The 12,212-nt window shown below is 64.3% G+C and carries 15 protein-coding genes; 3 read left to right on the top strand and 12 right to left on the bottom strand.

Annotated features, from left to right (window positions below; all coding sequences use genetic code 11):
• Positions 1–14: 14 nt before the first annotated feature.
• From V3B48_RS01150 to V3B48_RS01100, 11 genes are all read right to left on the bottom strand, one after another.
• Positions 15–470 carry an Imm26 family immunity protein gene (locus V3B48_RS01150; protein WP_329893012.1) on the bottom strand — a complete coding sequence of 152 codons (456 nt, stop codon included), beginning with the start codon at positions 468–470 and terminating at the stop codon, positions 15–17.
• A 183-nt stretch (positions 471–653) separates the two neighbouring features.
• Positions 654–1,769, bottom strand: a complete 1,116-nt coding sequence (locus tag V3B48_RS01145; protein WP_329893011.1) for a GAD-like domain-containing protein — start codon at positions 1,767–1,769, stop codon at positions 654–656.
• 121 nt (positions 1,770–1,890) lie between these two features.
• Complete coding sequence (locus tag V3B48_RS01140) at positions 1,891–2,418, bottom strand: hypothetical protein (RefSeq protein WP_329893010.1); 528 nt, start codon at positions 2,416–2,418, stop codon at positions 1,891–1,893.
• A 140-nt stretch (positions 2,419–2,558) separates the two neighbouring features.
• Positions 2,559–3,023, bottom strand: coding sequence for a hypothetical protein (locus tag V3B48_RS01135; protein WP_285302549.1), 465 nt, complete (start codon positions 3,021–3,023; stop codon positions 2,559–2,561).
• Positions 3,024–3,135: 112 nt separating this feature from the next.
• Positions 3,136–3,483, bottom strand: coding sequence for a hypothetical protein (locus tag V3B48_RS01130; RefSeq protein ID WP_107431879.1), 348 nt, complete (start codon positions 3,481–3,483; stop codon positions 3,136–3,138).
• Positions 3,484–3,580: 97 nt separating this feature from the next.
• Positions 3,581–3,796: a hypothetical protein gene (locus tag V3B48_RS01125; RefSeq protein ID WP_032127365.1), complete on the bottom strand. Its 216-nt coding sequence runs from the start codon at positions 3,794–3,796 to the stop codon at positions 3,581–3,583.
• 98 nt (positions 3,797–3,894) lie between these two features.
• Entirely contained in the window at positions 3,895–5,085 is a 1,191-nt protein-coding gene (locus V3B48_RS01120; protein ID WP_032127364.1) for a methyl-accepting chemotaxis protein, read from the bottom strand.
• A gap of 164 nt (positions 5,086–5,249) precedes the next feature.
• The gene (gene hflD, locus V3B48_RS01115) at positions 5,250–5,864 is read right to left on the bottom strand and encodes a high frequency lysogenization protein HflD (protein ID WP_032127363.1); all 615 of its coding nucleotides are present in this window, start codon (positions 5,862–5,864) and stop codon (positions 5,250–5,252) included.
• On the bottom strand, positions 5,861–7,003 hold the full coding sequence (gene mnmA, locus V3B48_RS01110) for a tRNA 2-thiouridine(34) synthase MnmA (RefSeq protein WP_107431878.1): 1,143 nt from the start codon (positions 7,001–7,003) through the stop codon (positions 5,861–5,863). The genes hflD and mnmA overlap by 4 nt, the downstream gene beginning before the upstream one ends.
• Complete coding sequence (locus tag V3B48_RS01105; RefSeq protein WP_125895709.1) at positions 7,000–7,461, bottom strand: NUDIX hydrolase; 462 nt, start codon at positions 7,459–7,461, stop codon at positions 7,000–7,002. The genes mnmA and V3B48_RS01105 overlap by 4 nt, the downstream gene beginning before the upstream one ends.
• A 1-nt stretch (position 7,462) precedes the next feature.
• Positions 7,463–7,936, bottom strand: coding sequence for a hypothetical protein (locus V3B48_RS01100; protein WP_032127360.1), 474 nt, complete (start codon positions 7,934–7,936; stop codon positions 7,463–7,465).
• Between the two features lie 112 nt (positions 7,937–8,048).
• Here V3B48_RS01100 and clpS point away from each other — a divergent pair, with 112 nt between their 5' ends.
• On the top strand, positions 8,049–8,375 hold the full coding sequence (gene clpS, locus V3B48_RS01095; RefSeq protein ID WP_006444529.1) for an ATP-dependent Clp protease adapter ClpS: 327 nt from the start codon (positions 8,049–8,051) through the stop codon (positions 8,373–8,375).
• 138 nt (positions 8,376–8,513) lie between these two features.
• Here clpS and V3B48_RS01090 read toward each other — a convergent pair whose 3' ends face one another.
• The gene (locus V3B48_RS01090; RefSeq protein WP_182267778.1) at positions 8,514–9,326 is read right to left on the bottom strand and encodes an APH(6) family putative aminoglycoside O-phosphotransferase; all 813 of its coding nucleotides are present in this window, start codon (positions 9,324–9,326) and stop codon (positions 8,514–8,516) included.
• A 138-nt stretch (positions 9,327–9,464) separates the two neighbouring features.
• Here V3B48_RS01090 and clpA point away from each other — a divergent pair, with 138 nt between their 5' ends.
• Both clpA and V3B48_RS01080 read left to right on the top strand, forming a co-directional pair.
• Complete coding sequence (gene clpA, locus V3B48_RS01085; RefSeq protein WP_049421950.1) at positions 9,465–11,750, top strand: ATP-dependent Clp protease ATP-binding subunit ClpA; 2,286 nt, start codon at positions 9,465–9,467, stop codon at positions 11,748–11,750.
• A 183-nt stretch (positions 11,751–11,933) separates the two neighbouring features.
• The gene (locus V3B48_RS01080; RefSeq protein ID WP_125895706.1) at positions 11,934–12,212 is read left to right on the top strand and encodes a type II toxin-antitoxin system RelE/ParE family toxin; all 279 of its coding nucleotides are present in this window, start codon (positions 11,934–11,936) and stop codon (positions 12,210–12,212) included.

Raw genomic sequence — 12,212 nt, 5'->3', positions numbered from 1 at the left:
AAGGCATCTTGAACTCAGCTCCCCGTGCGCTGAATGGCATCGATGGCCAACCATACTTTGAAGTTATTCAACGGGGTAAGCGGCGAGAGACTCTTTGCCTCCATTTCGCTTGCCGGGCACTCAATCGAGTTTCCCGCATTGACCTTGGTCCAGCTTCCTGTGGCACCGTAAACGAAGAAGTGCTGTTCAGCATTATGGGCATCGATGACCTCATGGCGCCCCACAATCCGCCAGTCGCTGTCCACATCACTCTTTCTGTCGAATAGCGAATAGCTGTCCAGCACAACGGGCTGCATCAAGCGGGAGGCACGCACCAGTTGCCCTGCATCGAGCGTAGGTTGGTCGAGTTGGATGTCAAAGATCTGGGCGGAATGGCCGCAGAGAATCTTCGAGATGATCTGGCCGAAAAAGTAGGTCCCGTCGTTTCGAGTGAAGCAGAATACGTCGCCTGCGCGAATGAAGCGGAGCATTGTTCGACGTTTCTTCGTCCAGCCATTGAGAAGCCCGCCGGTGGTTCCAGTATCTTTCTTCGTCCTCTTTGGTGTTGGCGTCGCCATAGGGTTTCACTCAATGTCCGGTTCAAGAGACGTCAAGTGTTGACGAGGCGCGTTGCCAGGACTATGCAAACATTCCGAAATGCATGGATCGCGGAACTACCCTTTGTCGGCATCCGATTGGGTCGGCGGCTTCCCAGTCGCTATCCCGGCAAGAGCTTCCAGCTCGGCGAGACGATCCGTCTTCACCAGGTGCGCAGCGTTCCAACCGCCTTCGGAAACCGCGGGCGAGAAACTGTATATCTCATTCGGAGCCAATGGCCCAAGTCGGTCACGTGCATGGGCATGCAGGGGCTGCTCATCGTCGTCTGTGACGTCAAGATAGGGCCCATCCAGGGCCTCCAGCAGGAATGCCAGTTTCCAGTTGCGTTCCACCGCATCGGCAGGGTCTGGTAGATCCGATTCTGTTGAGACGTGTCCGCTGTGCGGATCGATGCTGATCTGCGCGGAGGTGTTCTCCCCACACAGCAGAATCTGGCCGAAAGCCGTCACCGCGTAGACATGGAAAGTATCGGCACCCTCCATGGGATTGCCTTGCAGGAACGCGGTAGCAATCTCCGCATACAGGTGGGGGGCGACCAAGGCGAGCCTGTCGTCGCGATAGCGTGCGAGGCCATCACGTCGCCACAGAGCCAGCAGCAGGTTGGGTAGCGCGCCTTCCCATGCCGCCAGGGTGGCTTCGGAAACTTCTTCAACCTTGGAGCTCGGAATGAAGCCCTGAAGAAACTCGTCAGAATCCAACTCCGTCACTGGCAACGCGGTGTTCGGTACGGCCAGCGCATTCCAATCCGTGCTGATTGGCAGGTAGTCCAGGAAGGCGAGCAGTGTCTCCGCCCGTGCAAGTTCCGGGCTGTCCTCGTGGGTTGGAATGACGGTCACCGAGCTTCCGGAGACAAGCAGCAACGTGCCCGCAGGAAGGTCATGCCAAGCCTTGTCCAGCACCAGATACCGCTCTGGCGCCTCGTCGATATCAGCGTCCAAGATGATGACCTGTGGGCCACCCTGCAGGCAGCCGGCGGAGACCTCGACGGTTGCGTCGGTCACACCTGCATCAGGATCGTTCACATCAATAGGCGCGGAGTACGGCTGCTGGAAATCGCCGAATGACTGTAGAGCTTGATGAAGCGCAATCAGGGAATCGGGATCCAGGGCAAGCGGGTCTGGGGCAACCGGGAGTTGCAGGGCAAGTGAAAGGCAGAGGGCGGCGCTGGCCATGGGCGGTGGGCTGATCTGAACTGAAATCGGACCTGCACGATGAGGGGCTGTCCGGCCCAGGTCCATGCAAACAATCCGAATCTGCGCGTCTTTATCGGCGACAGCCACGCATGGCGTGGATCTACTGCGATGCGGCAACCGTTCGCTGCGGAAATTCGGAGCGAATTCGTGCGCGCACTGCTTCGACCACATGTGCATAGCGTCGGCGCTGGATGAAATAGCCCATGTAGAACAGCAGCAGGGCCACCAGCATTGGCGACGCAGCCGGGCGGACCAGGATGATGGGCACCAGCATCAGTGTCAGGCCCAGCGCGAACCAGCTGCACCGCCCGACCACCCGCACCTCCCTGCGTTGCGCGTCGATCATCACCCGCCCGCGCATCAGCGGAAAGTAGCGACCGCCAAAGCTCGGCGCGAAGCTCTCGCGAAAGGCGATACTGCCCTCCGGCAGCGCGCGGAATACCAGGCGAAGCCAGGTATCGGCCGGCAGATCATGCTCCAACCCGGCCAGCGAAAGCTGCGCCAGCTCTGCCGGCGTAGCGGCAATGCGTTGATTGAACAGGACGATGCCGGTGCGGAAGAAGAACGGCGCCCACAGCACAAGCAGCAGGACTTCGATCAGCAGCAATGCGATCAGGGCGATGGCCATCGGTCTTCCATGAACGGGACCGGGGCATCATGCCATAGCGATTACGCCACGCCAGTAGATCCACGCCATGCGTGGATGTTGCCCGGAACGAGCCGCGGTCCTGGCGGGGTCGTCCAGTGAATCGAGCAGTCTCCTTGGGTTCAATCCTCTTCCACCAGATCGCTGAGATCCAGAATCTGCGGGTCAACACTGTGCGCGACGATGCTTCGGAGCATTCCAGCCTTTGGCCGTAGGGCGTAGCAATGCATCGTATGGATGGGATTGAATTCCAGCCACGGGCAGGACGAGTGCCCCACGATAACCGGCATGTTGAAATTGATGTCTTTTGGATCATCCAGTGGCAGGGTCCATTTGCCGCCGTGATGCTCCCACACTACATCGCCCAGATATCGTGCAAACACAATCCTCAGGCCATCCTGTTCGTCCTCCGACAACGTTGCAGCCATCGTCGTGTACAGCGTCTCCAGGCGATCAAGGCTCTCCAGGCTGCCGTCAAGGTCGACGCCGCGGAGCTGTGCTTGTTCGATCAGCCATTCAATCTGATCGTCCATGATGATCAGAAACTGTTCGAAGGTTTCTCGCGCTTCTTCGGAATTGAATGCCATGCGGCCACCAGGGAGGGAGAGCGACGAGTGTGCCCCGGGCCTGTGATCCACACCATGCAACATGTCCGAAAGGGTGGAAGGGCGATCGCATGCATCCACGCATGGCGTGGACCTACCGTTTCATCAATGCGATGCCTGCAATGGAATAGCTGGCGATCAACAGCCCGAACGCGTACTCCGCGACGATGATCAGCCAGAAGGTCATCGGCTCGATGTCCCGCCATGCATCAATGGTGCCGGACCGGTGATGGCTCAGATGAACATGCCCGGTGTTGATGGCAGTTGCCGGCGCCCAGGCAAATAGAAAGGCCATCAGCATGAAGAGCAGGCTGCCGAACAGGAATGCGACAGGTCTATGCCGGGGCGGCCGCAAAGTGGCGTAGGCGGGGCGCCAGGTGAAGGTGACCGCGATGAACACCATTACAGCAAATCCCAGCCAGGTCATGAACGTGGTGCTCATGCGACGACACTCCGTGTCCAGCCGTAGGTGGCATGGGCGGATCATGCCATGGGTTTGGAGCGGGTGGTGGTGAAGGCCATCCACGCATGGCGTGGGTCTACCTCAAGGCTTCCCCATCCAACCCCAGGTCCCACGCCAGTCCCAGCAGCGCCTCATCCGCCCGTGACGGGCCAGGCCGCGCATCCGCCAGTTGCTGCAGTTCGCGGATCTCCTCACGTGCCACCTCTTCCAACTGTTGCAGCTGCTCACGCACGCTCGCGTTGCGCGGGCGCTCGGTGTCGGTGAGGAAGGGCAGGGCGTGGATCAGGGTCATGATACGTGTACAGGATGCATCCAACGGCGGGTCACAGGCAAAGGCCCCGGACGAACCGGGGCCTTGCGGGCTGCCGGCGGCGGCAGCGGACATCAGGATCAGAACAGCTCGACGGTGCCGGCGCCCATGCTCTGCTGGGCAACCGGCTTGTGCGGCGGGCGTTCCCATTCGCTGCGCAGTTCCCGCAGGCGGCTGCCGGTGCGCTGCAGGGCGGTGGCGATCTCTTCGTCGAACACGCCGCCATTGCGGTGCAGCAGTTCCTGCAGGGCCACTGCCTCGCGGTTGATCGCGGTCAGGCGGTCCAGGTGGGTGTGCACGCCGCCCAGCGCCTGGGTGGCGATGTCTTCGAACTGCAGGGCGCGCACGGCTTCGGCCACGCTGCCATCGATCGAACGGGCGCAGTCGGAGACTTCGCGCATGCCATCACCCAGCGACGCATTGATCTGCGCGACGTTGTCGAGCATCGCCGCCGCTTCCTGGCGCGCTTCGCGGGAGCGGTCCATGTCACGCGAGGCCATGTGCGAGACCGTCTCGCGGACCTTGGCGATGGCGTCCTTGGAGCTGTGCGCCAGCTTGCGGATCTGCTCGTTGAACGTGGTCGAGCGCTCGGACAGGTTGCGCACTTCGTCGGCGACCACCGCGAAGCCACGACCGGCTTCACCGGCACGCGCGGCTTCGATGGCGGCGTTCAGCGCCAGCAGGTTGGTCTGGTCGGCGATCGACTTGACGTCTTCCAGCAGCGCGAAGATGCCATCCAGGTGCTGCGCCATCTGGTCGATGTGCTGCACGGTGGTGCTGCTCTGGCCGCTCACCTGTTCCAGTGCTTCCACCAGCTGCTCCATGCGATGGCTGGCGTGCTGGGCGAAACGGGCAACGTCGAGGCCGGCATTGCCTTCATCACCGGCACGATCGACGATGCGCGACAGGGCCTGGCTCTGCTGGCGCGACTTGCGGTTCATGGCGTCGAAGCTGCCGCCCAGGCTGGACACCGCCTGGCGGATCAGGTCACGGGCGCGTTCCACTTCGCCACGCGAACCGTCGATCTCGTTGCCGACGAAGTTGCGCAGTTCGGTCAGCAGCTGGTCCTGCTCACGCAGGACACGGGCGTGTTCCGGGGAACGGTGCGCCTGGGCGCGGGTGGTCCACCACGCAAAGCCGAGCCAGCTCAGCGTCATCGTGGTCAGGATCGCCCAGCGCAGGGCGGCCGGCCATTCGAAACCGATGGCGAAGGGGAGCAGCAGGGTCAGAGCCAGGGGGGCGGCCAGACGGATGAAAATGCGTGAGTACATGGACGTTCTCGGGAGGTGCACGGAGGATGTATCGGCCGTACCCCCTTTCTCTTTAACGTCGAAATGCCTCGAAGTGCATTCTGAATGCGCCGGTTTTCCGACGCCTCGGCGGCTTCGGGGTCAGAGCCCTTTCCTTGCCGGAAAGGGATCCGACCCCATGGGGCTCAGGCCAGCTGGCGGTCCACGGCCTCGATCATCGCCTTGCGGCTGAACAGGAAGTCCCAGTAGCTGCCGCCCAGCTGCCGCCACAGCACCGCCGAGCGCACCGCGGCCAGCAGCAGGGCGCGGATCTCGGCGACCACACCGGCCTGGCCCAGGTAATGCGGGTTGCCCTGCACCATCACCCGCGGCTTCAGGTGGCTGATGGTGTCGGCGTACAGGCCACCCAGGTTGGCCAGCACGTCCGGGTGGCCACTGTCGCCCAGCTCGACGGCCTGGCGCTGGGCGCGTTCGATGCCCGAGGCGACCTTGTTCACGGTGGCGCCGTCCTGCACGAAGCGGCGCTCCAGCTGCAGCACTGACAGGGCCAGCTTGGGCAGGATCGGGTCCTGGCCCTGGCTGCGGAAGTAGTTGTGCAGCAGGCGCAGCCCAGCCTTCAATGCATGGCGGTCACCGAACACCTCCTGCGGCGAAGACGCGTCGACGCGGAACACACTGTCCACGGCGGTGCGCACGGCAGCGGCGTCGGAATGGCCGGTATCGGCGATGCGGCGTACCTGCTGCAGGGCCTGGGCAATGCCGGCCAAGGCCAGGACGCGGTCGTCGACAGTGAAACTCATGCAGCGATTACCTCAAAAGGGGAAGGGGTGGTGCGCAGGCGCTGTTCCAGCGGCGCATCGGTGGCGGCGATCACCGCGCCGCCCAGGCACACATCACCGTCATACAGCACCAGCGATTGACCAGGGGTAACGGCGCGCTGCGGGCGCGCAAAGGTGACCAGCACGCTGCCATCGTCCAGCACCTCGACCGTACACGGCTCGTCGGGCTGGCGGTAGCGGGTCTGGGCGGTGCATTCGAAGCGCCGTGCCGGCGGCGCGCCGGCAATCCAGTGCGCGGTTTCCGAGCGCAGGCGGTCGGACAGCATCCACTTGCTGTCGCGGTCCTGGTCCACGTACAGCACGTTGCTGGCCACATCCTTGCCGACCACGTACCACGGCGCGGCCGGGCGGCCACGCACGCCGCCGATGTTCAGGCCCTCGCGCTGGCCCAGGGTGAAATAGAAGACGCCTGGGTGCTCGGCGATCACACTGCCGTCGGCCGGGTCCAGGATCTGCCCGGGCTTGGCCGGCAGGTAGCGGCCGAGGAATTCGCGGAAGTCGCGCTCACCGATGAAGCAGATGCCGGTGGAGTCCTTCTTGGCGTGGGTCGGCAGGCTGACGTCACGCGCGATTCGGCGCAGGTCGGTCTTTTCCAGGTCGCCGATCGGGAACAGGGTGGCCGCCAGCTGCGCCTGGCCCAGCTGGTGCAGGAAGTAGCTCTGGTCCTTGGAGCGGTCTGCGCCGCGCAGCAGCAGCCACTGGTGGCCGCGCTGGGCCACTCGCGCGTAGTGGCCGGTGGCGATGCGCTCGGCGCCCAGCTCGCGGGCGGCGTCCAGGAAATGCTTGAACTTCACTTCGCGGTTGCACAGCACGTCCGGGTTCGGCGTGCGGCCGGCGGCGTACTCGGCCAGGAAGTGTTCGAACACGCCCTGCCAGTACTCGCTGGAAAAATCGCGGAAGTGGAAGGGAATGCCGAGCAGGCCGCACACCGCCACGGCATCGCGGCGGTCGTCCTCGGCGCGGCAGTCGCCGCTGCCGTCGTCGGCCCAGTTCTGCATGAACAGACCGGCTACGGCCTCGCCCTGCTGCACCAGGCGCCAGGCGGCGACCGAAGAGTCGACGCCACCAGAGACGCCCACCATCACGCGCGGAGTGCTCATGCGACCTCCCGGACCAGCGAAAGCGGATGGCGCTGGCCACCCAGGAAATCAGCCACCACCTGCCAGACCAGCGGGCTGCGCAGGCGCACCGTGGCGGCCTGCAGCTCGGCCGGGGTCAGCCACAGCGCGCGATCGATGCCGGTGTCCAGCGGCTGCGCCGGGTCGTGCGAGACCGGACGCGCCGCATAGCAGAAGCGCAGGAAGGTGGTGCCGTCGCCGGCCGTCCACTGGTAGCAGCCTATGAAGTGGGTCAGCTGCACCGTCCAGCCGGTTTCCTCGCGGGTCTCGCGCAGGGCTGCCTCGGCCAGGCTTTCGCCCGGCTCGAGGTGGCCGGCCGGCTGGTTCAACACCTGGCGGCCGTCGATGGTCTCCTCGACCAGCAGCACCCGGCCGCCGTCGACCACCACGGTGGCGACAGTGGCGTGCGGTGCCCAGCGCGGGTCCGGCGTGGTGTTCAACTCAGAACTCGTCCTTCTTGGTCAGTTCCAGCTCCATGGCGTCGGCGGTGCGGATGGCCGCATCGATGGCGTCGCTGAGCTGGTCGGCCGTGGCATCGGCGTCGATCTTGACCACGAACATGGCGGTGGTGTCCTGCTTCACCCAGCCGCCCATCTTGGCGTCCTGCGAATCTTCCAGCAGGCGGTTGGCTACGGCCACCGGGAACTGCTTGGTCTTGGCGTTGTAGGCCGGCGACCAGATCTCGCGGATGTTGTGGGTGCCGAAATCTTCCACCGACGAGCGCACGTAGACCATCTGGGTGCGATCACCCTCGACGTCGAACACCATGCGGTAGTCGCCGTCCTCGTCGACCTCGTAGGTATAGCCCAGCTTGTCCAGGTGGCGGGCCACGGCCTTGTCGGCCTGGGTCTCGGCGGCGGCGGAGCCGGCGGCGGCCAGGGCGATCAGCAGGGCGGGAAGAAGGGTCCTTTTCATGAAGATCCTGTGAAACAGTGTTGAGAGAGGGTGCAATTGTGACGGTGGGCGTGCGTGCCGTCCAATCTGCGGCAGGCCGACGCAGGCTGGCCCGTGCCTCTATAATGGGCAGATGCCCCATGAGTCTTCCCCCGATTCCCATCACGAGCACGGCGTTGCCGTGGAGCCCGCGCGCCCGGAAGTGGCGCCGCCGCCGTTCTACCAGGTGATGCTGCTCAACGACGACTACACCCCGATGGATTTCGTGGTGGACGTGCTGCAGCAGTTCTTCAGCATGGACCTGGACAAGGCCACGCAGGTGATGCTGCACGTCCATACCCGTGGCCGCGGCGTGTGCGGGGTGTTCACCCGCGAAGTGGCCGAGACCAAGGTCGCCCAGGTCAACGAGTACTCGCGGATGAACCAGCACCCGCTGCTGTGCACGATGGAAAAGGCCTGACCGGCTGCCGGTTTTCGTCCGGGCACATCGACTCCGGACCCGGCGTGCCCACCAAGGTGGGCATCTACCAAGGCAGGGGCCTGTATCGATAATGGATGGGGCGTGCCCACCAAGGTGGGCATCTACCAGAGCGCGGGATCAGCCCTCCGCCAACGCCTCCAGCGCCATTCTCGCCACCGCCTCGTCGACTTCGGCGGGGTCGCCATCATCCCGGAACCACGCCGCTGACAGCCCCGCGCTGGCTGCGATCCAACGCAGCAGGCGCGTGCGTTCCAGGCCCGCCAGCGCGCCGACCTGTTCCAGCCGGGTGGCAAACCGCTCGGGTCGGGTGGCCACATGGATGCCGGGGCCGCACAGGTCCGGATTGCTGAACATCGTCGTGTAATCGAACGCGCGGTCGCCCAGCAGCCGCTTCGGGTCGATCGCCAACCAGCCGCGCGCGCCGAAATCCAGCACGTTGTCGTGGTGCAGGTCGCCGTGCAGCGGTCGGATCTCCTGTTCCTGCTGCAGCAGTCCCTCCGCCAGTGATCTGCACTGTTCCAGCAGTGGCGGCAGCGCAGCCCTTGGCTGCAGCAGGTCGGCGAACCATGTTCGCAGGCAGACCAGTTCCGCTGGCGGTGCGCCCCGTGGCCGGTGCAGCCGTTGCAGGACCTGGCACAGGACCGTGGTGCAGGTGTCATCGTCGCCCTTGATCGAACGTTGCCGCAGCGAGTCGCCGCCGGCACGTTCGATCAGGATCGCCGGCCCCTCGTGGGCCAGCAGGCGGGCGGCGCCGTCACCGTCCCACCAACGCAGCAGGCGATGGCTGTTCTGCTCTTCGGTTTCGCTGCTGATCTTCAGCATGGCCGGCTTACCGGCGGCGGTCAGCACCGGCCAGAGCCGGGCATGGGGCGTTTCGATGGCTGCGCCATCACGCCGCAATCGCCAGCGGCTCAGGTAGGGTTCGCTCATGCTGGGTGGGCTGTCCTGGAGTGAATGAAGATCAAGCGATTCGCACTGATAACGCCATCTGAACGCAGCAATCCGCTAGGGTGATGGAAATCGCGTAGTCAGGCCGCATATTGTCCCCATCTGCCGCCGGAGTAATCCATGTTCAGCAAAGACCTCGAACACACCATCGGCCAGTGCTACAAGCGCGCCCGTGAGGCCCGGCATGAGTTCATGACGGTCGAACACCTGCTGTTGGCACTGCTCGACAACCCGTCCGCCCAGGCCGTACTGAAGGCCTGTGGCGCCGACGCCGAACGCCTGCGCCAGGAGCTGGAGCAGGCCATCGAGGCCTCCGTGTCCCGCCTGGCCGAAGATGACGGCCGCGATACCCAGCCGACCCTGGGCTTCCAGCGCGTGTTGCAGCGGGCCGTTTACCACGTGCAGTCCTCGGGCAAGAAGGAGGTCACCGGCGCCAATGTGCTGGTCGCCATCTTCGGCGAGAAGGACTCGCACGCCGTCTACTACCTCAACCAGCAGGATGTCACCCGGCTGGATGTGGTCAATTACCTGTCCCACGGCATCGCCAAGCTGGGCGAGGAAGGCGAGCAGCCGTCGTCCTCCTCCGAGGGCGAAGGCCGCATCGAAGGCGGGGAGGGCGAGCCGAAGGGTGATGCCCTGACCGAGTTCGCCAGCAACCTCAACGAACAGGCCCGGGCCGGTCGCATCGACCCGCTGGTCGGCCGTGCCGACGAGATCGAGCGCACCATCCAGGTCCTGTGCCGCCGCCGCAAGAACAACCCGCTGTACGTAGGTGAGGCGGGCGTAGGCAAGACCGCCATCGCCGAGGGCCTGGCCCGCCGCATCGTCGAGGGCTCGGTGCCCGACGTTCTGGCCGATGCGGTGATCTATTCGCTCGACCTGGGCGCGCTGGTGGCCGGCACCAAGTACCGCGGCGACTTCGAGAAGCGCCTGAAGAGCGTGCTGACCGCGCTGAAGAAGGTGCCCAATGCGGTGCTGTTCATCGATGAGATCCACACCATCATCGGTGCTGGCTCGGCGTCGGGCGGCACCATGGATGCCTCCAACCTGATCAAGCCGGCGCTGGCGTCCGGAGAGCTGCGCTGCATCGGCTCGACCACCTTCCAGGAGTACCGTGGCATCTTCGAGAAGGACCGGGCGCTGGCCCGCCGCTTCCAGAAGATCGACATCGTCGAGCCGACCGTCGGCGAGACCTACGAGATCCTGCAGGGCCTGAAGTCCAAGTACGAGCTGCACCACGGTGTGACCTATTCCGACGAGGCGCTGCAGGCTGCGGTGGACCTGTCGGTGAAGCACATCGGCGACCGCCTGCTGCCGGACAAGGCCATCGACGTGATCGACGAGGCGGGCGCCCGCCAGCGCCTGCTGCCGGAAGGCCAGCGCAAGGAACTGATCGACGTCGAGGAAGTGGAGGCGATCGTCGCCAAGATGGCGCGTATCCCGACCAAGCAGGTCAGCGCCACCGACAAGGATGTGCTGCAGCACCTGGAGCGCAACCTGAAGATGGTGATCTTCGGCCAGGACCCGGCCATCGAGACGCTGTCCTCGGCGATCAAGCTGGCCCGTTCGGGCCTGGGCAACCCGGAAAAGCCGATCGGCAACTTCCTGTTCGCCGGTCCGACCGGTGTCGGCAAGACCGAGGTGACCAAGCAGCTGGCGCTGCAGCTGGGCATCGAACTGGTCCGCTTCGACATGTCCGAGTACATGGAGCCGCATTCGATCAGCCGCCTGATCGGTGCGCCTCCGGGCTACGTCGGCTTTGACCAGGGCGGCCTGTTGACCGAGAAGATCGTCAAGACGCCGCACTGCGTGCTGCTGCTGGATGAGATCGAAAAGGCGCATCCGGACATCTTCAACATCCTGTTGCAGGTGATGGACCGCGGTGTGCTGACCGATACCAACGGTCGTGAAGCCAACTTCAAGAACGTCGTGCTGGTGATGACCACCAATGCCGGTGCGGCGCAGGCCTCGCGGCGTTCGATCGGCTTCACCAAGCAGGACCATGCCACCGACGCGATGGAGACCATCCGCCGCAGCTTCACCCCGGAATTCCGCAACCGCCTCGACGCGGTGGTGCAGTTCCAGGCGCTGGGCTTCGAGCACATCCTGCGCGTGGTCGACAAGTTCCTGATCGAGCTGGAGATGCTGCTGCAGGACAAGCACGTCAGCCTGTCGGCCACCCCGACCGCGCGCGACTGGCTGGCCCACCATGGTTTCGACCCGTTGATGGGCGCCCGCCCGATGGCCCGCGTGATCCAGGACAAGATCAAGCGTCCGCTGGCCGACGAGCTGTTGTTCGGCAAGCTGGTCAACGGTGGCAAGGTCAGTATCGATGTTCGCGACGACGAGCTGGTGGTCGAGACCCAGGCCGAGCCGGAGCGGCTGCTGCCGGTCACGGTGGAATGAGCTGATGCCATAGGCTTGGCGTGAAAGCCTGGAAATGACAAGGGCGGCTTCGGCCGCCCTTGTTGTTTCCAGTGGGACTGTCGTCCGCGGCCTTGCTTGAACGGAACGGAGGTGCCAATGCTGTCTTCTGGTCGCGATAGGGTGTTGCCCTGTTTGTATCGCGAAACGATACAGGATACAGTGATGATCATCGGTTTTCGCCACAGGGGCCTCGAGCGGCTCTACCGTTCCGGCAGTAGCAGTGGAATCCGCCACAGTCACGCCAGCAAGGTGTTGTTGATCCTGTCGATCCTGGATGTTGCTTCGGGTCCTGAGGATCTGGCCATGCCTGGATTGCGTCTGCATAAGCTCCGGGGCGGCCTGAAAGGGCATTGGTCTGTATGGGTCAATGGAAACTGGCGGATTACCTTCCGTTTCGCCGGCAGCGACGTGGAGCTGCTGGATTACCTGGACTATCACTGA

Source organism: Stenotrophomonas sp. SMYL20 (assembly GCF_036320045.1).
Classification (GTDB): Bacteria; Pseudomonadota; Gammaproteobacteria; order Xanthomonadales; family Xanthomonadaceae; genus Stenotrophomonas; species Stenotrophomonas maltophilia_A.
The sequence above is the reverse complement of the archived record's forward strand: the minus strand, read 5'-3'. Positions and strand labels throughout refer to the sequence as shown.

What these genes read in the sequence shown, in the direction of transcription:
- V3B48_RS01150 (WP_329893012.1), bottom strand. Translation starts at nt 470, where the DNA reads ATGCTCCGCTTCATTCGCGCAGGCGACGTATTCTGCTTCACTCGAAAC.
- V3B48_RS01145 (WP_329893011.1), bottom strand. Translation starts at nt 1,769, where the DNA reads ATGGCCAGCGCCGCCCTCTGCCTTTCACTTGCCCTGCAACTCCCGGTT.
- V3B48_RS01140 (WP_329893010.1), bottom strand. Translation starts at nt 2,418, where the DNA reads ATGGCCATCGCCCTGATCGCATTGCTGCTGATCGAAGTCCTGCTGCTT.
- V3B48_RS01135 (WP_285302549.1), bottom strand. Translation starts at nt 3,023, where the DNA reads ATGGCATTCAATTCCGAAGAAGCGCGAGAAACCTTCGAACAGTTTCTG.
- V3B48_RS01130 (WP_107431879.1), bottom strand. Translation starts at nt 3,483, where the DNA reads ATGAGCACCACGTTCATGACCTGGCTGGGATTTGCTGTAATGGTGTTC.
- V3B48_RS01125 (WP_032127365.1), bottom strand. Translation starts at nt 3,796, where the DNA reads ATGACCCTGATCCACGCCCTGCCCTTCCTCACCGACACCGAGCGCCCG.
- V3B48_RS01120 (WP_032127364.1), bottom strand. Translation starts at nt 5,085, where the DNA reads ATGTACTCACGCATTTTCATCCGTCTGGCCGCCCCCCTGGCTCTGACC.
- hflD (WP_032127363.1), bottom strand. Translation starts at nt 5,864, where the DNA reads ATGAGTTTCACTGTCGACGACCGCGTCCTGGCCTTGGCCGGCATTGCC.
- mnmA (WP_107431878.1), bottom strand. Translation starts at nt 7,003, where the DNA reads ATGAGCACTCCGCGCGTGATGGTGGGCGTCTCTGGTGGCGTCGACTCT.
- V3B48_RS01100 (WP_032127360.1), bottom strand. Translation starts at nt 7,936, where the DNA reads ATGAAAAGGACCCTTCTTCCCGCCCTGCTGATCGCCCTGGCCGCCGCC.
- clpS (WP_006444529.1), top strand. Translation starts at nt 8,049, where the DNA reads ATGCCCCATGAGTCTTCCCCCGATTCCCATCACGAGCACGGCGTTGCC.
- V3B48_RS01090 (WP_182267778.1), bottom strand. Translation starts at nt 9,326, where the DNA reads ATGAGCGAACCCTACCTGAGCCGCTGGCGATTGCGGCGTGATGGCGCA.
- clpA (WP_049421950.1), top strand. Translation starts at nt 9,465, where the DNA reads ATGTTCAGCAAAGACCTCGAACACACCATCGGCCAGTGCTACAAGCGC.
- V3B48_RS01080 (WP_125895706.1), top strand. Translation starts at nt 11,934, where the DNA reads ATGATCATCGGTTTTCGCCACAGGGGCCTCGAGCGGCTCTACCGTTCC.